At 55.9% G+C, this 18,768-nt stretch carries 13 protein-coding genes, 2 tRNA genes, 3 rRNA genes and 1 pseudogene; 7 read left to right on the top strand and 12 right to left on the bottom strand.

The window, feature by feature from the left end; all coding sequences use genetic code 11:
• Positions 1 to 202 precede the first annotated feature (202 nt).
• On the top strand, positions 203 to 1,138 hold the full coding sequence (locus KGD89_RS07030) for an AraC family transcriptional regulator (RefSeq protein WP_074568941.1): 936 nt from the start codon (positions 203 to 205) through the stop codon (positions 1,136 to 1,138).
• Between the two features lie 101 nt (positions 1,139 to 1,239).
• On the opposite strand, the gene rrf is transcribed toward KGD89_RS07030, so the two are convergent.
• From rrf to KGD89_RS07000, 6 genes are all read right to left on the bottom strand, one after another.
• Positions 1,240 to 1,355: ribosomal RNA gene (gene rrf / locus KGD89_RS07025) — 5S ribosomal RNA — on the bottom strand.
• A 147-nt stretch (positions 1,356 to 1,502) separates the two neighbouring features.
• Positions 1,503 to 4,394, bottom strand: a 23S ribosomal RNA gene (locus tag KGD89_RS07020).
• A gap of 226 nt (positions 4,395 to 4,620) precedes the next feature.
• Positions 4,621 to 4,696, bottom strand: a tRNA-Ala gene (locus KGD89_RS07015).
• A 7-nt stretch (positions 4,697 to 4,703) separates the two neighbouring features.
• Positions 4,704 to 4,780: transfer RNA gene (locus tag KGD89_RS07010), tRNA-Ile, on the bottom strand.
• A 64-nt stretch (positions 4,781 to 4,844) separates the two neighbouring features.
• Positions 4,845 to 6,383, bottom strand: a 16S ribosomal RNA gene (locus tag KGD89_RS07005).
• Together the 16S, 23S and 5S rRNA genes with 2 tRNA genes alongside form the textbook arrangement of a ribosomal RNA operon.
• Positions 6,384 to 6,804: 421 nt before the next feature.
• Entirely contained in the window at positions 6,805 to 8,517 is a 1,713-nt protein-coding gene (locus tag KGD89_RS07000) for a J domain-containing protein (RefSeq protein ID WP_025259086.1), read from the bottom strand.
• 185 nt (positions 8,518 to 8,702) lie between these two features.
• On the opposite strand from KGD89_RS07000, the pseudogene KGD89_RS26335 reads away from it, so the two are divergent.
• Together KGD89_RS26335 and KGD89_RS26330 are read left to right on the top strand one after the other, a co-directional pair.
• Positions 8,703 to 9,431 (top strand): annotated as a pseudogene (locus KGD89_RS26335) (MCP four helix bundle domain-containing protein); the annotation flags it as partial.
• A gap of 39 nt (positions 9,432 to 9,470) precedes the next feature.
• The gene (locus KGD89_RS26330) at positions 9,471 to 10,334 is read left to right on the top strand and encodes a methyl-accepting chemotaxis protein (protein WP_371874317.1); all 864 of its coding nucleotides are present in this window, start codon (positions 9,471 to 9,473) and stop codon (positions 10,332 to 10,334) included.
• Positions 10,335 to 10,385: 51 nt separating this feature from the next.
• Here the strand turns inward: KGD89_RS26330 and KGD89_RS06990 are convergent, their stop codons facing one another.
• A complete protein-coding gene (locus KGD89_RS06990; RefSeq protein ID WP_025259084.1) occupies positions 10,386 to 11,294 on the bottom strand; it encodes a LysR family transcriptional regulator in 909 nt (302 codons plus the stop codon).
• A 228-nt stretch (positions 11,295 to 11,522) separates the two neighbouring features.
• On the opposite strand from KGD89_RS06990, the gene KGD89_RS06985 reads away from it, so the two are divergent.
• Together KGD89_RS06985 and KGD89_RS06980 are read left to right on the top strand one after the other, a co-directional pair.
• The gene (locus tag KGD89_RS06985; protein ID WP_025259083.1) at positions 11,523 to 12,941 is read left to right on the top strand and encodes a coniferyl aldehyde dehydrogenase; all 1,419 of its coding nucleotides are present in this window, start codon (positions 11,523 to 11,525) and stop codon (positions 12,939 to 12,941) included.
• An 87-nt stretch (positions 12,942 to 13,028) separates the two neighbouring features.
• Positions 13,029 to 13,706 carry a type 1 glutamine amidotransferase domain-containing protein gene (locus KGD89_RS06980; RefSeq protein WP_025259082.1) on the top strand — a complete coding sequence of 226 codons (678 nt, stop codon included), beginning with the start codon at positions 13,029 to 13,031 and terminating at the stop codon, positions 13,704 to 13,706.
• 62 nt (positions 13,707 to 13,768) lie between these two features.
• Here KGD89_RS06980 and KGD89_RS06975 read toward each other — a convergent pair whose 3' ends face one another.
• A complete protein-coding gene (locus tag KGD89_RS06975; RefSeq protein ID WP_025259081.1) occupies positions 13,769 to 14,653 on the bottom strand; it encodes an arginase family protein in 885 nt (294 codons plus the stop codon).
• Between the two features lie 144 nt (positions 14,654 to 14,797).
• Here KGD89_RS06975 and KGD89_RS06970 point away from each other — a divergent pair, with 144 nt between their 5' ends.
• On the top strand, positions 14,798 to 15,688 hold the full coding sequence (locus tag KGD89_RS06970; RefSeq protein WP_025259080.1) for a LysR family transcriptional regulator: 891 nt from the start codon (positions 14,798 to 14,800) through the stop codon (positions 15,686 to 15,688).
• A 10-nt stretch (positions 15,689 to 15,698) separates the two neighbouring features.
• Here KGD89_RS06970 and KGD89_RS06965 read toward each other — a convergent pair whose 3' ends face one another.
• Both KGD89_RS06965 and KGD89_RS06960 read right to left on the bottom strand, forming a co-directional pair.
• Positions 15,699 to 16,229 carry a glyoxalase superfamily protein gene (locus tag KGD89_RS06965; protein ID WP_025259079.1) on the bottom strand — a complete coding sequence of 177 codons (531 nt, stop codon included), beginning with the start codon at positions 16,227 to 16,229 and terminating at the stop codon, positions 15,699 to 15,701.
• Between the two features lie 190 nt (positions 16,230 to 16,419).
• Positions 16,420 to 16,683, bottom strand: coding sequence for a DUF2798 domain-containing protein (locus KGD89_RS06960; RefSeq protein ID WP_025259078.1), 264 nt, complete (start codon positions 16,681 to 16,683; stop codon positions 16,420 to 16,422).
• Positions 16,684 to 16,810: 127 nt separating this feature from the next.
• Here KGD89_RS06960 and KGD89_RS06955 point away from each other — a divergent pair, with 127 nt between their 5' ends.
• Positions 16,811 to 17,743 (top strand): LysR family transcriptional regulator, encoded by a 933-nt coding sequence (locus KGD89_RS06955; RefSeq protein ID WP_025259077.1) that lies wholly within the window; start codon positions 16,811 to 16,813, stop codon positions 17,741 to 17,743.
• Here the strand turns inward: KGD89_RS06955 and KGD89_RS06950 are convergent.
• Together KGD89_RS06950 and KGD89_RS06945 are read right to left on the bottom strand one after the other, a co-directional pair.
• Complete coding sequence (locus KGD89_RS06950; protein WP_025259076.1) at positions 17,725 to 18,312, bottom strand: glutathione S-transferase family protein; 588 nt, start codon at positions 18,310 to 18,312, stop codon at positions 17,725 to 17,727. The genes KGD89_RS06955 and KGD89_RS06950 overlap by 19 nt on opposite strands.
• Positions 18,309 to 18,737, bottom strand: a complete 429-nt coding sequence (locus KGD89_RS06945; protein WP_025259075.1) for a VOC family protein — start codon at positions 18,735 to 18,737, stop codon at positions 18,309 to 18,311. Before KGD89_RS06945 ends, KGD89_RS06950 begins: the two co-directional genes overlap by 4 nt.
• Positions 18,738 to 18,768 lie beyond the last annotated feature (31 nt).

The following is an 18,768-nucleotide window of genomic DNA, read 5'->3' as shown; positions in this document are numbered from 1 at the left end:
GCCTGAGAAAATCACGCCGATCCATCACAGATTCCTTGCTCAATATCGTGGGGGGACACCAGGGAGAACCCCAAGATAGACGAGCGGTTTTGAGGGACGTGATCACAATCCGATGCTCTTTTTGCACAATCCTGCCGACCCACTTGAGCAGATGACATCTTCTACGCACACTGCAATCCTCGGTCTTTGCAGGGTTACGTTCATGAATCAATCGTTGGCGTTGTCGGCCCTCAGTCCCGTTCGGGAAGGCGATGGTCTAAAGCGGCTTACTTCGCGGTTGCTTGCCCATACTGCCGGTAGAGAGGCTCACCACAGTGCCATTCACGGCCTGACCTTCTACCGCATGGAGGCTCCTGGATTACCGACCTATTGCGTCTACGAACCCTGCATGGCGCTGATTGTTCAGGGCACCAAGCACACCGTATTCGGCCATGACGAATTGTTGTCAGAGCCAGGCGGCTTTTTCGTCACCTCGATTGATATCCCCACCACCGCAAAAGTCATCCAGGCCAGTGCCGAGCGCCCTTACCTCTCAGTGGTATTGAAACTCGATATGGCGATTCTGCACGATGTTGTTCAGAGCGTGCCTGTGGTCGAGAGCAGCACCCATCCGACTCGTTGCTACGCCGCCGGACAAGCATCGGATGAGTTGATCGATGTATTCAACCGCCTGGTGGGCTTGCTGGATCGTCCTCAGGAGATTCCGCTCATGGCAGAGCTGGTCAAGCGAGAGGTCTGTCTGCGGCTGCTTCTCAGTGAAGCTGGAGGCTGGCTGCGCTGGATCGTACGGGAAGGGTATCGCTCACGGGGAATCGTGAGGGTCATTGACTGGCTCAAGCGCAACTATGCCAAACCGTTGCGCATAGCCGAACTCGCTGAAATTGCGGGTATGGCTGGCTCGACCCTGCACCATAACTTCCGCCAGCTCACCGGCACCAGCCCATTGCAGTATCAGAAGACACTGCGCCTGCATGCAGCACGTAGCCTGATGCTGACGGAGCGGCTGGACGCCAATACAGCGGCATTGCGAGTGGGATATGAAAGCGTTTCACAATTCAGCCGCGAGTACGCCCGACACTTCGGCGCGCCACCTTCACGCGACATTCGCCAGACGCGGACTTCGATTCCGGCTTCTTAGGTTCTGTCGCTGGCAAGCCGCCCCCACTGTTTCGTCCTTGGTCGAAGACCAGAAAGACAAAACCCCCACCTGCGTTCGCAGATGGGGGTTCTGAATTTGAATCTTGACGATGACCTACTCTCACATGGGGAAACCCCACACTACCATCGGCGATGCATCGTTTCACTGCTGAGTTCGGGATGGGATCAGGTGGTTCCAATGCTCTATGGTCGTCAAGAAATTCGGTAGCCGGTGCGTACTTGGGTACGTACCCGCGAATGGGTGTGTAATAGAGGTGTTTCGGTAATCTGTGTGTGGCGCAAACTTTCGGTTCGTCATCTTCACTACACCGCAATCCGCTCTTCGCAGATTGCTTGGGTGTTATATGGTCAAGCCTCACGGGCAATTAGTATGGGTTAGCTCAATGCCTCACAGCACTTACACACCCCACCTATCAACGTCGTAGTCTTCGACGGCCCTTCAGGGAACTCAAGGTTCCAGTGAGATCTCATCTTGAGGCAAGTTTCCCGCTTAGATGCTTTCAGCGGTTATCTTTTCCGAACATAGCTACCCGGCAATGCCACTGGCGTGACAACCGGAACACCAGAGGTTCGTCCACTCCGGTCCTCTCGTACTAGGAGCAGCCCCTCTCAAATCTCAAACGTCCACGGCAGATAGGGACCGAACTGTCTCACGACGTTCTAAACCCAGCTCGCGTACCACTTTAAATGGCGAACAGCCATACCCTTGGGACCGGCTTCAGCCCCAGGATGTGATGAGCCGACATCGAGGTGCCAAACACCGCCGTCGATATGAACTCTTGGGCGGTATCAGCCTGTTATCCCCGGAGTACCTTTTATCCGTTGAGCGATGGCCCTTCCATACAGAACCACCGGATCACTAAGACCTACTTTCGTACCTGCTCGACGTGTCTGTCTCGCAGTCAAGCGCGCTTTTGCCTTTATACTCTACGACCGATTTCCGACCGGTCTGAGCGCACCTTCGTACTCCTCCGTTACTCTTTAGGAGGAGACCGCCCCAGTCAAACTACCCACCATACACTGTCCTCGATCCGGATAACGGACCTGAGTTAGAACCTCAAAGTTGCCAGGGTGGTATTTCAAGGATGGCTCCACGCAGACTGGCGTCCACGCTTCAAAGCCTCCCACCTATCCTACACAAGCAAATTCAAAGTCCAGTGCAAAGCTATAGTAAAGGTTCACGGGGTCTTTCCGTCTAGCCGCGGATACACTGCATCTTCACAGCGATTTCAATTTCACTGAGTCTCGGGTGGAGACAGCGCCGCCATCGTTACGCCATTCGTGCAGGTCGGAACTTACCCGACAAGGAATTTCGCTACCTTAGGACCGTTATAGTTACGGCCGCCGTTTACCGGGGCTTCGATCAAGAGCTTCGCTTGCGCTAACCCCATCAATTAACCTTCCGGCACCGGGCAGGCGTCACACCCTATACGTCCACTTTCGTGTTTGCAGAGTGCTGTGTTTTTAATAAACAGTCGCAGCGGCCTGGTATCTTCGACCGGCATGAGCTTACGGAGCAAGTCCTTCACCCTCACCGGCGCACCTTCTCCCGAAGTTACGGTGCCATTTTGCCTAGTTCCTTCACCCGAGTTCTCTCAAGCGCCTTGGTATTCTCTACCCAACCACCTGTGTCGGTTTGGGGTACGGTTCCTGGTTACCTGAAGCTTAGAAGCTTTTCTTGGAAGCATGGCATCAACCACTTCGTGTTCTAGGAACACTCGTCATCAGCTCTCGGCCTTAAGATCCCGGATTTACCTAAGATCTCAGCCTACCACCTTAAACTTGGACAACCAACGCCAAGCTGGCCTAGCCTTCTCCGTCCCTCCATCGCAATAACCAGAAGTACAGGAATATTAACCTGTTTTCCATCGACTACGCTTTTCAGCCTCGCCTTAGGGACCGACTAACCCTGCGTCGATTAACGTTGCGCAGGAAACCTTGGTCTTTCGGCGTGGGTGTTTTTCACACCCATTGTCGTTACTCATGTCAGCATTCGCACTTCTGATACCTCCAGCAAGCTTCTCAACTCACCTTCACAGGCTTACAGAACGCTCCTCTACCGCATCACCAGAAGGTGATACCCGTAGCTTCGGTGCATGGTTTGAGCCCCGTTACATCTTCCGCGCAGGCCGACTCGACTAGTGAGCTATTACGCTTTCTTTAAAGGGTGGCTGCTTCTAAGCCAACCTCCTAGCTGTCTAAGCCTTCCCACATCGTTTCCCACTTAACCATGACTTTGGGACCTTAGCTGACGGTCTGGGTTGTTTCCCTTTTCACGACGGACGTTAGCACCCGCCGTGTGTCTCCCATGCTCGGCACTTGTAGGTATTCGGAGTTTGCATCGGTTTGGTAAGTCGGGATGACCCCCTAGCCGAAACAGTGCTCTACCCCCTACAGTGATACATGAGGCGCTACCTAAATAGCTTTCGAGGAGAACCAGCTATCTCCGAGCTTGATTAGCCTTTCACTCCGATCCACAGGTCATCCGCTAACTTTTCAACGGTAGTCGGTTCGGTCCTCCAGTCAGTGTTACCTAACCTTCAACCTGCCCATGGATAGATCGCCCGGTTTCGGGTCTATACCCAGCGACTAAACGCCCTATTAAGACTCGCTTTCGCTACGCCTCCCCTATTCGGTTAAGCTTGCCACTGAATATAAGTCGCTGACCCATTATACAAAAGGTACGCAGTCACCCAACAATGTGGGCTCCCACTGCTTGTACGCATACGGTTTCAGGATCTATTTCACTCCCCTCTCCGGGGTTCTTTTCGCCTTTCCCTCACGGTACTGGTTCACTATCGGTCAGTCAGTAGTATTTAGCCTTGGAGGATGGTCCCCCCATGTTCAGACAAGGTTTCTCGTGCCCCGTCCTACTCGATTTCATGACCAAGAGATTTTCGCGTACAGGGCTATCACCCACTATGGCCGCACTTTCCAGAGCGTTCCGCTAATCTCAAAGCCACTTAAGGGCTGGTCCCCGTTCGCTCGCCACTACTAAGGGAATCTCGGTTGATTTCTTTTCCTCAGGGTACTTAGATGTTTCAGTTCCCCTGGTTCGCTTCTTGCACCTATGTATTCAGTACAAGATAACTGTCTTATGACAGCTGGGTTCCCCCATTCAGACATCTCCGGATCACAGTCTGTTTGCCGACTCCCCGAAGCTTTTCGCAGGCTACCACGTCTTTCATCGCCTCTGACTGCCAAGGCATCCACCGTATGCGCTTCTTCACTTGACCATATAACCCCAAGCAATCTGGTTATACTGTGAAGACGACATTCGCCGAAAATTTGCAATTCACTCACAAATTTTACCTTAGCCTGAACACACACCAGTGAAAGTGCGGTCCAGTCTAACTTTCTATTACATACCCAAATTTTTAAAGAACGATTCTGATAAAGATCAGAAATCAACATTCACGCACCGTTTCGGTGGAATGCTCATTTCTAAGCTTTGACATGAGGTGGTGGAGCCAAGCGGGATCGAACCGCTGACCTCCTGCGTGCAAGGCAGGCGCTCTCCCAGCTGAGCTATGGCCCCAAACAATTGGTGGGTCTGGGCAGATTCGAACTGCCGACCTCACCCTTATCAGGGGTGCGCTCTAACCAACTGAGCTACAGACCCAATCGTCTTCTTCAATGAATCAAGCAATTCGTGTGGGAGCTTATGGTGAAGCTGAGTCGTCGATTAAGGAGGTGATCCAGCCGCAGGTTCCCCTACGGCTACCTTGTTACGACTTCACCCCAGTCATGAATCACACCGTGGTAACCGTCCCCCCGAAGGTTAGACTAGCTACTTCTGGTGCAACCCACTCCCATGGTGTGACGGGCGGTGTGTACAAGGCCCGGGAACGTATTCACCGCGACATTCTGATTCGCGATTACTAGCGATTCCGACTTCACGCAGTCGAGTTGCAGACTGCGATCCGGACTACGATCGGTTTTGTGAGATTAGCTCCACCTCGCGGCTTGGCAACCCTCTGTACCGACCATTGTAGCACGTGTGTAGCCCAGGCCGTAAGGGCCATGATGACTTGACGTCATCCCCACCTTCCTCCGGTTTGTCACCGGCAGTCTCCTTAGAGTGCCCACCATCACGTGCTGGTAACTAAGGACAAGGGTTGCGCTCGTTACGGGACTTAACCCAACATCTCACGACACGAGCTGACGACAGCCATGCAGCACCTGTCTCAGTGTTCCCTAAGGCACCAAACCATCTCTGGTAAGTTCACTGGATGTCAAGGCCTGGTAAGGTTCTTCGCGTTGCTTCGAATTAAACCACATGCTCCACCGCTTGTGCGGGCCCCCGTCAATTCATTTGAGTTTTAACCTTGCGGCCGTACTCCCCAGGCGGTCAACTTAATGCGTTAGCTGCGCCACTAAAATCTCAAGGATTCCAACGGCTAGTTGACATCGTTTACGGCGTGGACTACCAGGGTATCTAATCCTGTTTGCTCCCCACGCTTTCGCACCTCAGTGTCAGTATGAGCCCAGGTGGTCGCCTTCGCCACTGGTGTTCCTTCCTATATCTACGCATTTCACCGCTACACAGGAAATTCCACCACCCTCTGCCCTACTCTAGCTCGCCAGTTTTGGATGCAGTTCCCAGGTTGAGCCCGGGGATTTCACATCCAACTTAACGAACCACCTACGCGCGCTTTACGCCCAGTAATTCCGATTAACGCTTGCACCCTCTGTATTACCGCGGCTGCTGGCACAGAGTTAGCCGGTGCTTATTCTGTCGGTAACGTCAAAATCGTCACGTATTAGGTAACGACCCTTCCTCCCAACTTAAAGTGCTTTACAATCCGAAGACCTTCTTCACACACGCGGCATGGCTGGATCAGGCTTTCGCCCATTGTCCAATATTCCCCACTGCTGCCTCCCGTAGGAGTCTGGACCGTGTCTCAGTTCCAGTGTGACTGATCATCCTCTCAGACCAGTTACGGATCGTCGCCTTGGTGAGCCTTTACCTCACCAACTAGCTAATCCGACCTAGGCTCATCTGATAGCGCAAGGCCCGAAGGTCCCCTGCTTTCTCCCGTAGGACGTATGCGGTATTAGCGTCCGTTTCCGAGCGTTATCCCCCACTACCAGGCAGATTCCTAGGCATTACTCACCCGTCCGCCGCTCGCCACCCGGTACAAGTACCTGTGCTGCCGCCCGACTTGCATGTGTTAGGCCTGCCGCCAGCGTTCAATCTGAGCCATGATCAAACTCTTCAGTTCAAACATCGTTGGGTTTTGAGAAAACCCTAAACTTGGCTCAGCAATCGTTGGTTACATCTTTGATTTCTCGCGGAGTAACTTGCGTTGCTGATAATCTGTTGACTTCAGTCTTACACCACAAGCACCCACACGAATTGCTTGATTCAGTTGTTAAAGAGCGGTGGGTTGAGCCTTTCGTCTCAACCGAGGCGCGCATTCTACAGCGCCCTCTGTATCTGTCAAGCGGTTATTTCAACAAGTTTCAAAGTTTCCTTTGCAACTTCAACCACTTGCGCTTCGATCAACCTCAGGTTGCTCGTCAGCGGGAGGCGGATTCTACAGGACCCGAAGGCTGTGTCAAACGCTTTTTCACAGCTTTTTCTACATATCCCGAAATACCGGGTACCTGCTTATATAGCTATATAAGCAAGCAGCCCGCCGATCACTTGCCCGCCTTCGTCTCCAGCGTCTTTTTCACCACCTCGGCGACGAACCCGCAAGCGTGAATCCTCTTCGCCCATTCACTCTGGACACACTCTTTGGAGTCGAGAGCGGTCTGACAGGCCTGTGACATTGTCCGGCGCAGGTTATCGGGGTTGCAGTCGGACTGGTAACTGCCTTGGGATGCAGCGGCTCGCTCCCTGGTGCCTCCAGGTTGTGACATGGCGAAGAAGCCAGCAGCAAGCATGCAGAAGAAAGCGCCAAGAAACACGCCTCCCAACATCATTTTCCTGGCCCGGAAGAACCGCTTCAGGGCGGCATAGGGCCTGGGATAGCGATAAGGAGCGAACGCTATCCATATCAGCGTCACGAAACAGTGAAGCGCCAACCCAAGCCCGCCGCCTTTCCACGCCATCACCCCACCCATGACAGTCAGCGGCAGTGCGTGCTGCACCACCTTGGCGTTCGCGGTCGGCCCGCTGATGACATCAGGCAGAAGACGAATACTCAGCCATTCATCCAGTGTCGCAACAACCTCACAGAGCGGGCGCCATACATACATGTACAACATAAGACCCGGAACCATCAGCAAGGGATACAGAATCAGAAACCACAGATCCTGATCCCTCTGGAAATACAGCGAAAGGCCGAACAGCAAAACAACAGGCAATGCCGCAAGCCCCAGCCAGCGCCTGACCTCAGGGGAAAAAGGCTCATGCACCCGCTTCCAGCATTCAAGATCGGCATCGGGAAAGGCCTCGAGAACACCGGGATAGCGCAGCGTCATTTGCTCGACCAGCCGCTTGCAGATAACGCGCACATTGTCATCTTCAGCCCTGGCCATTCGCCTGCGTTCGACAGCGCTATACGCCCCCAGCAACAAATGCACGGCGCGCCCCTCGGCGCTGAACGGCTTCTTACCGAGCAGACGCTGCAGGTGCCGGACAAAATCATCCTTTTCAACGCGATCAAGCAAATGCTGCCAGATAAAGGCAGGCTCTGGATGCAGGTCTTTCTTCGCATCCCAACCAAACAAGGAGCACACCTGCCCGAACAAAGTCGAACCCCAACCCGCCGTGTTGTGCAACAGAATCATGACCCAGCTCTGCAAATGCTCGCTGCGCTCCAGCGAAGCCAGCCAGGGTTGTTGACGCAGCGCCTGCAGCGCATCGATGAAACCGCCCTCCTCGCCAGCCTGCAGTTGAACCTGCAATTGGGCCTGACGGGCGTCGAGCAGGATCTGAGTCAGCCTTGCAGCCTGCTCACCATCCATAGGCACTTCTTGCCAGGGCGTCAGCCAGTTCAACTGCTGAGTCGCGGCCTGGGCCAGTTCGATCTCGCGTTCGGGATCGGCAAGACACCGCAGCAGCAATCCCAGCTCGAAGCCTTGTGCGCAACCCAGCGTCCGGGCCTGAAGGCGCAGTTCATGCAGATTGTCGACGTCGGCCTGATCAACAAGCGCCAGCCATGGCGGCGATGTATCGTGCGGAGCCGGCATCACTTGCCCGGTCGGCTCGGCAACCTCATCGTCATCGCTCTCCTCCCGATAGCGAGCAATATGCAGAGCCCGCTCATAAGCTTCCCGCAGACGCTGAAAGCCCTCGACATCCTCATCAGGACGATTGCTTTTGAGCAGTCGCGCATACTGGCGCTTGATACTGCGCTCATCGGCATCGTCAGGCAGCGCCAGAACCGCCCAGCAATCACTCATCATTGCCACTCACTGCATGTGTGCCCATTGCCTGATTACCTCCTGCAGACCGTTCAAGACGCCATCATAACCGCAGACGATTAATGATTTCTGCGGCCTCATATAGATGAATTTCGTCGATTTTCTAAAGCTGAACCGCTTCAGGTCGATAGTTTCAGACTGTCAACTCCCTATCGACGGCACTTCCCATGACTTTCAGAAACCTCAACATCGCACCACGGTCATTGCTCTGCTTTGGCTTTTTTGCCTTGCTGATTACAGCACTCGGGCTGTTCTCACTGATGCAAGCCTCCAATTTGAAAGAGTCCCGGGAAACACTGCAAGACAACGTATTACCCACCGTTCAGGCAGTCGATCAGATCAAGAATGATCTTTTGACCATCCGCCTTGGCAACAGCGGCTTGCGCCTGGCGCAGGATGTCAGTGCAACCAACGCTGCGCAGCAACGTGTCACCCAGGCCCGCAGCAGCCTTGAGACAGATGTCCGCAAGCTGCAATCCCTTCTGGTCACCGATGCAGGCAAGAAGACATACGACAGCATGTCCCGCAACCTGAACAGCTATCTGGCCATACATTCACGATATCTGGAGGCCGTCTCGCAAAAACGCGAGGACGTCATCACCGCACTGACCCAGTCGAACGGTGAGATGACTCTGGCCGCCGACCTGCTGGCCAAGGACATCGCCGAGATTTCACGCCTGTCCGACCTCAAGGTCGCGGAGTCCGATGTTGCCGCCGACAACACCTACGCCCAGGCCCGCAATGTCACGATCATTGCCATTCTGGTCGCGCTTGCAGCCACGCTGGCATTGGCCGGTATCTTTACCCGCAGCCTGACCGCTCCGATTGCCAAGGCACTGGCGGTGGCCGAGCAGATTTCGGCCAATGACCTCAGCAAACCCATTGCCGTTGACGGCCAGGACGAACCGGGCCGCCTGCTGGCCGCTCTCTCGATCATGCAGCAAAACCTGCGTCGTACGCTGAGTGAACTGGGTAATTCCTCCAACCAACTGGCCTCCACTTCCGAAGAGTTGTCGGCCGTGACGGAGGACTCCCTGCGCGGTGTTCAGCGTCAGAACGATGAAATCAACCAGGCAGCCACTGCAATCAATCAGATGAGTGCAGCGGTCGAAGAGGTCGCTCACAACGCGGTACTGGCCTCGACTGCCGCACAGGACTCCAGCAAGTCAGCAGAAAATGGCCGCAGGCGCGTGAACGAAACCGTCAGTGCGATCAACGAACTGCATGAGTCGGTTGGCACCACCGCCGTTGAAATCGATGGCCTGGCCGTCGAAGTGCAAAGCATCAGCGGGGTTCTGGATGTGATTCGCGGCATCGCCGACCAGACCAACCTGCTGGCGCTGAACGCCGCCATCGAAGCAGCACGGGCGGGTGAAGCCGGTCGTGGTTTTGCGGTGGTTGCCGATGAAGTCCGGGCACTGGCTCATCGCACCCAGCAGTCGACTGCCGAGATCGAAAAAATGATTTCGTCCATTCAGGGCGGCGCCAGCAAGGCCGTAAGCGCCATGGGACACAGCAGCGAGCAGGCTCGCGCCAGTCTCGAAGTTGCCCAGGCGGCAGGTCATGCGCTGGCGGAAATCACGGCAGCCATCGTGCAGATCAACGAGCGCAACACGAGCATCGCTTCGGCCACCGAGCAACAGGCGCAAGTGGCTCGTGAAGTGGATCGCAACCTGACCAGCATCCGCGACCTCTCGACTCAAAACGCCACAGGCGCCAATCAGACTTCAGCTGCCAGCGCAGAGCTGTCGCAACTGGCTGTCGGCCTTAATCAACTGGTGTTGCAGTTCCGGATGTAAGCTCGACCTTGAAACGCTGGCCGCCGGACACATACTCAACAAGCGGCCAGCTCATTCTTCCCCGGTTTTTTGCCGATCAGCCCGCAACCGCCACAACAGGGATTGTCTGGCATGGGCTACACGCGGTTGACGCAAGGCGCTGGGGATCCATAGCAAATAATATTCGCGACTGGACGGGCCAATCGGGGCCGGTATTTCCTGCAACTCACCCCGCGCAATGTAAGGCCCGCATAAATAAGCCGGTAACGCGCTCCAGCCAAACCCTTCCTTGAGCAGATTGCACAGGCTGCGCAAATCCTGCCCCACCATGGCCGGCATCAGTTTCGGCGCGTCTATCCGGTTCACCTCCAGCCAGCCATCGATAAGCGGCAGGTCCAGGTTGTAGGCAAGCACCGGCTCTTCCAGCAATGCCTGTTTGAAGTCCGGCGCACTTGCAAGACGCTGAACCACCGAAGGCGCAGCCACCGCCAACACGTCATCGACAAACATCAGTTCACTGCGCAGGCGCTTATTATTGGGCGGCGCGGCGGAAATCCCGAGATCGCAGTGGCCTTCGATCAGCATATGCGTGATCGATTCCTGATTGCCGCTCTGCATCCTGATACGAATGCCGACCTCAAGCAAAGGCAGCAATTGCCTGGCAACCACTTCAGCCAGAACATCGGCATGCCCAATGATCTGCAACGCACCAGCCAACTCTACCGAACGCGCCCTGGCCGATGACAGCGCAGCTTCCGCTGCATCCAGCTTGTCACCGATATCCGCCGCCAGTTCATCCGCTGCGGACGTAGGCTCGACACCCCGCGACTGACGCTCGAACAGGCTCCTGCCGATCGCCGCCTCGAGCCCGGAAATATGCTGCGACACCGCAGGCTGAGTCAGGCTCAAGGTCCGCGCCGCGCCACTGATCGAGCGCTGCCGGTAAACCTCGATAAAGGTCCTCAAACGAACAAGAGACATACATATCCCATAAATTATTTTATGACGGTGCAAAAAAGCCGTTGTTATACATCAGGCCTGGGTGCCCATAAGATAGCCACATCGTTTGAGAAAAGCGCTCATGAACGACGAAATGACTGACCTGTACCGAACATTTTTTTATACCAGATCAAATAGACCCATGTTGGTCGATCTGCATGTTCAGCTCAGCGTCATCCACACCACGTCCGTAGCCAAGGAGCAGAAACCATGCCTTTCCAGCCAGACACCAAAGAATTGAAAGCCCTGTTGCTGAACATGAAACGTGCCCACACAGCGGCAGGTCCTGCTGATGCGAAGCTGCGTCAGGACCGCTTGATACGTGGCGCCAAACTGCTCAGCGACAACCATGAAGCCATTGGCAAAGCCATCAATGCCGACTTCGGTAATCGCAGCCTTTACCAGTCACTGATGGCTGATACCGTCATGACGGTAAAAATGCTCCAGCACTCTGCCGAGCATGTGGCCGAGTGGATGAAACCTGAACAGGTTGCTGCTCCCGGGCCAGGCATGCAGGCCTGGATTCAGCAACAGCCTCTAGGCGTTGTGGGCGTCATCAGCCCCTGGAATTTCCCGATCAACCTGTCATTCGGCCCACTGGCCGGTGTGTTTGCAGCCGGCAATACCGCCATGCTCAAACCATCCGAGCTGACGCCCAGAACCTCCGAGCTGCTGGCAGAACTGATCGCAGGCTACTTCGACCCACTGGAACTGGCAGTGGTATTGGGTGATGCCGATCTGGGCGCCTCGTTCAGCGGACTGCCTTTCGATCACCTGGTCTTTACCGGCAGCACCACGGTGGGACGTCATGTGATGCGGGCTGCGGCTGAAAATCTCGTCCCGGTTACCCTTGAACTGGGCGGCAAGTCGCCTGTTGTGGTGGATGAGGACTTCGATATCCGCACGGCAATAGAACGCACCCTGACGATCAAAACGTTCAATGCTGGCCAGATCTGCCTGTCACCGGACTACATGATGATTCCGAAGTCGCAGGTCGAGGCACTGACCGCCGCTGGCAAAAGCTTCGTTACCAACAGTTTCCCGAGCATCCAGAGCAATCAGGAATACACGTCCATCATCAGCCAGCGTCACTATGAACGCCTCGTGGGCCTGATCGATGATGCGCGCAGCAAAGGTGCAACCATCGTCAATCTGGCGCCGGAAGGTGAACCGGGCTTCGATGCCAAGACACGCAAGATCGCGCCTCACCTGCTGCTGGATGTGAACGATGACATGCAGGTCATGCAGGAAGAGATTTTCGGCCCGCTGCTACCGGTCAAGACCTACACCGACCGCGCCGAGCCGGTGGCCTACATCAATGCCAACCCGCGCCCGCTGGCGGCCTATTACTTCGGCAATGACAGCGAACGACAGCACGCCTTTGCACTCCAAACCACTTCAGGCGCGCTGGTGGTCAACGATGTGATGAGCCATGTGTCCATCGACACCCTGCCGTTTGGTGGAGTAGGAGCATCGGGTATCGGCGCTTACCATGGCGTCCACGGTTTCAGACGCTTTACCCATGCCAAACCTGTCGTCATCCAGAGTGAAGACGGCGCTGCAAACCTGCGAATGCGCGCACCTTATGGCGACAAATCGGCACCGCTGGAAGCCTTCCTGAAAGGCTGACCGTCACTTGCAATGAAGACAATGCGCAGGCCATCAACCTGACAGCCTGCGCCTCACCTGACTCATGGACATTACGAGGAAACTGCAATGAAAATCCTGATGGTACTGACCTCTCACGATCAACTGGGCAACACCGGCAAGAAAACCGGTTTCTGGCTCGAAGAATTCGCAGCGCCTTACTACACCTTCATCGACGCCGGTGCCGAAGTGGTGGTGGCTTCGCCTGCTGGCGGCCAGCCTCCTCTGGACCCGAAAAGCGACCTGCCGGATTTCCAGACCGAACTGACCCATCGCTTCAAGGCTGACCCGGCAGCTCAACAAGTACTGGCGACCACCGTGAAGCTGGACAGCGTCAGCCAGCAGGATTTCGACACGGTTTTCTATCCAGGCGGCCACGGCCCGCTCTGGGACCTGGCAGAGTCGAAGCGTTCCATCGAACTGATCGAGTCCTTTGAGCGCGCCAACAAGCCAATCGGTTTCGTCTGCCATGCGCCAGGCGTATTGCGTCACGTCAAGGCTGCCAATGGCGAGCCGTTGATCAAAGGCCGTCGCGTCACCGGCTTTACCAATGGCGAGGAAGAAGCGGTAGAACTGACCGATGTCGTCCCCTTCCTCATCGAAGACGAGTTCATCGCCCTGGGCGGCCTCTATGAGAAAGGTCCCGACTGGCAGCCCTACCTGGTTGAAGACGGCAAGCTGGTGACTGGCCAGAACCCGGCCAGCTCGGAAGCCGTCGCCAAGGCGTTGCTGAAACAACTGGCGTAAGCCTTTGCAGAAAAACGGGGGAGTCAGGCTGATAAGGCGTGGCTCCCCGTTTTTTTATGGACTCAGGCTGACTTGCCGATCAACGGCAATCTGGCAAGCATGTTTTTCATGGCCAGCGCATCCCATGGAAGGTGCTCGGTAATCCCCAGTCCCACCACATCGGCTACCTCAGCCATGTCTCCCAGCAACTGAACGACCTGCTCGATGGTCAGTTCGCCCTGCGCAACGCCCTCGAAGGTTCCTGCTGCAATGTCGGGTCTGGCGAACAGCAGAGCCCGAAAAAAGGCAGGGTCCAGAGCATCCAGATCAAAGTGAATTGCCAGGTGCTTCGCGCCGGTGGATTTGAACCACTCGACTACAGGCTGGCTGCCTTTTCGAGCCAGTTGTTCGGGGCCGACGTTTTGCAACCCCAGTCGCAACATCTCGGCGGATTCCCACTCATTAGGGTCGTGCAGGCCAACGTACATGACATGACCGGGCTTGACGGGGCGGGCTACCGCTTTGACGAAGTCGGGGTCCCCGTTGCCCAGCAAATTACCGAGCACCATCGCGTGGGCATGGGGGAACTGTTGCGGCGTCATGATATCCGGGTGGGCATCGACCCAAAGCACCGCCAGGTCGCCAGCGTAACGTTCATTGAGATAGGCAAAAGGCGCGAGATCCACAAGACAATCACCGCCCAGCACGACAAGGCGATCCGGCTGATGCTTGTCGATCAAGGCTCGCGCAGCATGCAACTGAGTCAGCAGTGCATGACGAGCAACAATCCCGTCTTCGAGCGGCAGCGTTGACTCATCCGGCTCCGCCACAGGCACTTCCTCGATCGGGCCGTTATGCTCCGGGGCCAGCCAGGCCAGAAGCCGGGAACCGAAATGGTAAGGAGGGTTGTTACCACCCTGCCATTGCGGGAATAGCAATCGCAAGCTCTTGTCGGTGGGCGCAGACATGGGGGTTTCCTTGAATGAGGGGATCAGCAGTGTCGCAGGAGGGTGCCAATGGCTTGGCACCAAGAAGAGTCGCTGTACTTTATTGAGTTACAAAACGGAGATATACAGGCTTATAGTTGACGCTTTGTTGCACAGATTGAGCATATGGATCGACTAACCGCAGCGAAGGTATTTCTGGAAACGGTGGCACGCGGCAGCATCTCGGCGGCGGCTACGCACCTGGGCATGTCCCGCGCCATGGCGACTCGCTATATCGGCGTGATGGAGGAATGGGCAGAAGCTCGTTTACTGCACAGAACCACACGCAAACTCAGCCTGACCGCCGCAGGAGAACAACTGCTGCCCACCTGCAAAAACCTGGTGGCCTTGTCGCAGGACGTAAACACACTGGGAACACAAACGGAAAACGCCCCCAAGGGGTTACTGCGTGTCACGGCGTCTTCAATCTTCGCGGAATACTGCCTGACCGACGCACTGATGGAGTTTCTTCAGCGTTATCCGGCTGTAACCATTGATCTGCAGATCGTGGATCGCACGACTAACCTGGCTGAGGACGGGGTCGATCTGGCCATTCGGGTGACCAATCACCTCGACCCGAACGTGATCGCGAAAAAGCTGGGCCAGGTGCGCTCATTCATCTGCGCCAGCCCGGCTTATCTGGAGAAATACGGTGTTCCGGGCGAGGTGCGAGACCTACCGGCTCATAACTGCCTGACCTATGCGCATTACGGTCGCAACCTCTGGCAATTCAACGTGAATGGCGAAAACATCACGGTGCCGGTCACCGGAAATTTCAGCACCAACGAAGCCTCCATCATTGTGCGTGCTGCCTTGAGTGGAACCGGCATCGCGATGCTGCCGCACTTCGCGGCCGAACAAGCCATTCGAGAGAAACGCCTGACCCGGCTCTTCCCCGAGTCCCGGGTCGAACCGCTTGGCATCCATGCCGTGTATTTGTCCCGCCAGCGCATGCCCAATGCGCTGAGGACATTGATCGACTTTCTATCCGAACGGCTTGCGGGCCAGCCGGAGTGAGCCGGCGCTATCAACTCTGGCAAAAACGAATCCGGTTACCGAACGGATCGTGTATTTCCAGGACCTTTCCCCAGCCCTGCTCAACAATATCCGGACGACCGTATCCGTAGCGCTTGGCGAGTAATTCATCGCGAAGCAGCTCGATATTGTGCATGGGGACAAAAATCGTTGCGCCGGGGCTTGCATCGCCATGATGCTCAGACAGATGAAGCTGCAGCCCGTCCCGGCTTATACCCAGATAGAGCGGCAGGTCTGCTTCAAAGCGGTGCTCGAATTCGACGCTGAAACCCAGGAAATCCAGATAGAACTCGCGGGCCTTGGCTTCGTCGAACATCCGCAATATCGGAATCGGCTTGTCGAAGGTGATGGCAGGTTGAGGGCTGCTCTGCGCAAGTAGCGCTGAAGCCGTGTTCCAGTCCTTGTAACCCAGTTGCTGCGCGACCAGTTCAAGTGCAGCCGAATGAGACAGCTCTTGATTGACCTCCGCCAACGAAGTGCGCAGCTTCCTGGCCATCTGCTTGACTTGCTCGATTGAAAACATCGTTCCTCCTGAGGTCGAGGCATTCTGGTGCTCGCGTTGCCAAAACTCGACCGTCGAAAGAGACGAAAGGGTTCGCAATCATGAAGCAATGCTTTCACCTTCCCTTCGGGAGCGAGCGGCGGGCAGCATCGGCCTGCGCCGAGGATACCCAAGCCTTGCGCTGAGCGGAAGTTGCTTCGCGACCTTTTACTCAATGACCATGCACGGTCCACGCGACCAACCGGGCAACCATCGGGCGCACGACAATCACACAGAAGAATGCGGCGGGCATGGCCACGCGATACGCATTCATCACATTTTCCATGTAATGTTCGTCAAGACCGGATTCAGCCAGGGTGATCACGAGGCACATGAGAAACGCCATGATGGTCGCCATGTAGAAAGCAAAGACATAAGGCGTCGCCCGGCTCGGGAAACGAAATCGGGCAGTATTGCGCTTGGTTCCAGTAGTCATCGATAACCCTCGTCGACCTTGCGTGGTGGAAGAGCGGCTAAGCTAACAAGCGGCTACACCCGCCAGTAGAGGTGTAATGCTTGAATCATTATCAAGTAAAACCAACGAATGGAATGACAAGCATCCGATGGACATTCTGGGTTTGATCAATAGCTTCATCCGCGTGGTAGAAACCGGCAGCATCGCGGCAGCCGCGCGCGCCCAGGGGATGAGTGCAGCCGCTGTGAGCCAGAGCATCAGCAGACTGGAGACACATCTGGGGGTGCGTCTGCTTTCGCGCACTACCCGCAGGATGGCGCTTACCGAAAGCGGCATGCGTTATTTCGAGAAAGTCAGGCACATCCCGCATGACATTGAGCTGGCTTCCCATGCCGCAACCGTCGCTACCGAACCTCAGGGGCCGCTGTGTATCGCCACGACTGCAGCGTTTGGCCGCCATGTTCTGGCACCGCTGATCCCTGCTTTCAAAGCCGCCTATCCGCGTATCGATATCGAACTGATAAGCACTGACCGTCGCGTCGATCATCGACTGGAAGGCGTCGATGTCAGTATCCGCATCGAACCGCAACTGAGCGACGGGCTGGTTGCCCGACGCATCGCTTCAAGGCCGTTCTTATTCTGCGCATCGCCCGACTATCTCGACCGCGCCGGCATGCCCACATCCATCGACGACCTGAAACAACATGCCTGCCTGGTCTTTCGCTATCCCACGGACGGGCGTTTTCTGCCCTGGAACTTCATGGTCAATGGCAAACGTGTCGAAGCGAAGGTCAATCCCGGCTTTGTCTGCGACGACATCGACATGCTCGCGCAGATCGCCGTGAATGGCGGCGGCATCGCCCGCCTCGCCAGCTTCATCGCCCAGCCACACCTCGACAGCGGCCGCTTGCTGCCGCTGTTCGAGCCAGACAATCGCAACACAGCCTGCGCCGAGTCAGAGCCGATGGATATTTATGCATGCGTTGCCGAGCGGTCTGCATTGAATGCGAAGGTGCGGGCGTTTATCGAGTTTCTCGAAAAGGCACTGCAAACCCCACCTGCTCAAGGCTTGGGCAGATAACCCGGCAAGGCTTCTATCCGCTCCATCCAGCGCGCAATGTTTGCATAGGGCGCAAGATCCACGCCGCCTTCGGGGGCGAGTACGACATAGGGATACACCGCGCAATCGGCAATCGAGGGACGACCGATTGCCAGCCAGTCGTGGTTTTCCAGGTGTTTGTCGAGTATCGAGAGGGCAACGGTCGATCTCGCCAGAGCATCCGCTTTGTCCAGCTCCGCACCAAACTTCTGCACCAGTCGCGCAGCGCAAAGGCTGTGCTGTACCTCGTTGGAGGCAAACGAGAGCCATTGGACAATATCGGCCTGACCTTGCGGATGAGCCGGCCACCAGGCCAGACCACCGTATTGGCCAGCGAGATAAACCAGAATGGCCTGCGAATCGCGGATGACGTACGAACCGTCCTCCAGAACCGGTAGCTGCCCCAGTGGATTCATGTCTGAAAGAGGCGGCTTCTTGTGCTCTCCCGCCAGAAAATCGACTGCAACCACTTCAAGCCCGATATTGGCCAGCGCAGCAAATAGCCGCACTTTGTAGCAGTTGCCTGACACATCCAGATCGTAAAGCTTCATTGGGTTTCTCCATCGACGAGTTGATTGAATTCAAGAACATTGCCATCGGGATCGCGGATAAAAAGTGCGACTCTTCTCGGCCCGATGTGATGCGGCCCCTGGGTGATCACAATCCCCTGCTCGTCCAGCCAGGTCTGAAAGACCTCAAGGTCATCAACGATAAAGGCAGGGTGCGTCATGCCAGGCAACTTTATCGGGGCATCCAGCAGGACGTTGTGAGCATCGGGCACACGCGTACCGTTGAAGATGAGGTTGATACGAACGCCGTCCGGGCTGAGCATTTCGTTGGCCTCGTACAGCGGAAAACGTGCGGTCTCCTTGAAACCGAGTGCCTGATAAAAAGACATCGACCGATTCTGGTCGCTGACACGAATTCCGATGTGATCGTATGCGAGAATCCGTGCGGGGTTGGGTCGTTGGCTCATGAGTGAAACTCCGGCTGAAAACAGTCTCTGA

The sequence above is a fragment of the Pseudomonas cichorii genome (assembly GCF_018343775.1).
GTDB lineage: Bacteria > Pseudomonadota > Gammaproteobacteria > Pseudomonadales > Pseudomonadaceae > Aquipseudomonas > Aquipseudomonas cichorii.
The sequence above is the reverse complement of the archived record's forward strand: the minus strand, read 5'-3'. Positions and strand labels throughout refer to the sequence as shown.

Bases quoted from the DNA above. Each gene is read 5' to 3' on its own strand.
- KGD89_RS07030 (WP_074568941.1), top strand. From the start codon at position 203: ATGAATCAATCGTTGGCGTTGTCGGCCCTCAGTCCCGTTCGGGAAGGC.
- KGD89_RS07000 (WP_025259086.1), bottom strand. From the start codon at position 8,517: ATGATGAGTGATTGCTGGGCGGTTCTGGCGCTGCCTGACGATGCCGAT.
- KGD89_RS26330 (WP_371874317.1), top strand. From the start codon at position 9,471: ATGCAGCAAAACCTGCGTCGTACGCTGAGTGAACTGGGTAATTCCTCC.
- KGD89_RS06990 (WP_025259084.1), bottom strand. From the start codon at position 11,294: ATGTCTCTTGTTCGTTTGAGGACCTTTATCGAGGTTTACCGGCAGCGC.
- KGD89_RS06985 (WP_025259083.1), top strand. From the start codon at position 11,523: ATGCCTTTCCAGCCAGACACCAAAGAATTGAAAGCCCTGTTGCTGAAC.
- KGD89_RS06980 (WP_025259082.1), top strand. From the start codon at position 13,029: ATGAAAATCCTGATGGTACTGACCTCTCACGATCAACTGGGCAACACC.
- KGD89_RS06975 (WP_025259081.1), bottom strand. From the start codon at position 14,653: ATGTCTGCGCCCACCGACAAGAGCTTGCGATTGCTATTCCCGCAATGG.
- KGD89_RS06970 (WP_025259080.1), top strand. From the start codon at position 14,798: ATGGATCGACTAACCGCAGCGAAGGTATTTCTGGAAACGGTGGCACGC.
- KGD89_RS06965 (WP_025259079.1), bottom strand. From the start codon at position 16,229: ATGTTTTCAATCGAGCAAGTCAAGCAGATGGCCAGGAAGCTGCGCACT.
- KGD89_RS06960 (WP_025259078.1), bottom strand. From the start codon at position 16,683: ATGACTACTGGAACCAAGCGCAATACTGCCCGATTTCGTTTCCCGAGC.
- KGD89_RS06955 (WP_025259077.1), top strand. From the start codon at position 16,811: ATGGACATTCTGGGTTTGATCAATAGCTTCATCCGCGTGGTAGAAACC.
- KGD89_RS06950 (WP_025259076.1), bottom strand. From the start codon at position 18,312: ATGAAGCTTTACGATCTGGATGTGTCAGGCAACTGCTACAAAGTGCGG.
- KGD89_RS06945 (WP_025259075.1), bottom strand. From the start codon at position 18,737: ATGAGCCAACGACCCAACCCCGCACGGATTCTCGCATACGATCACATC.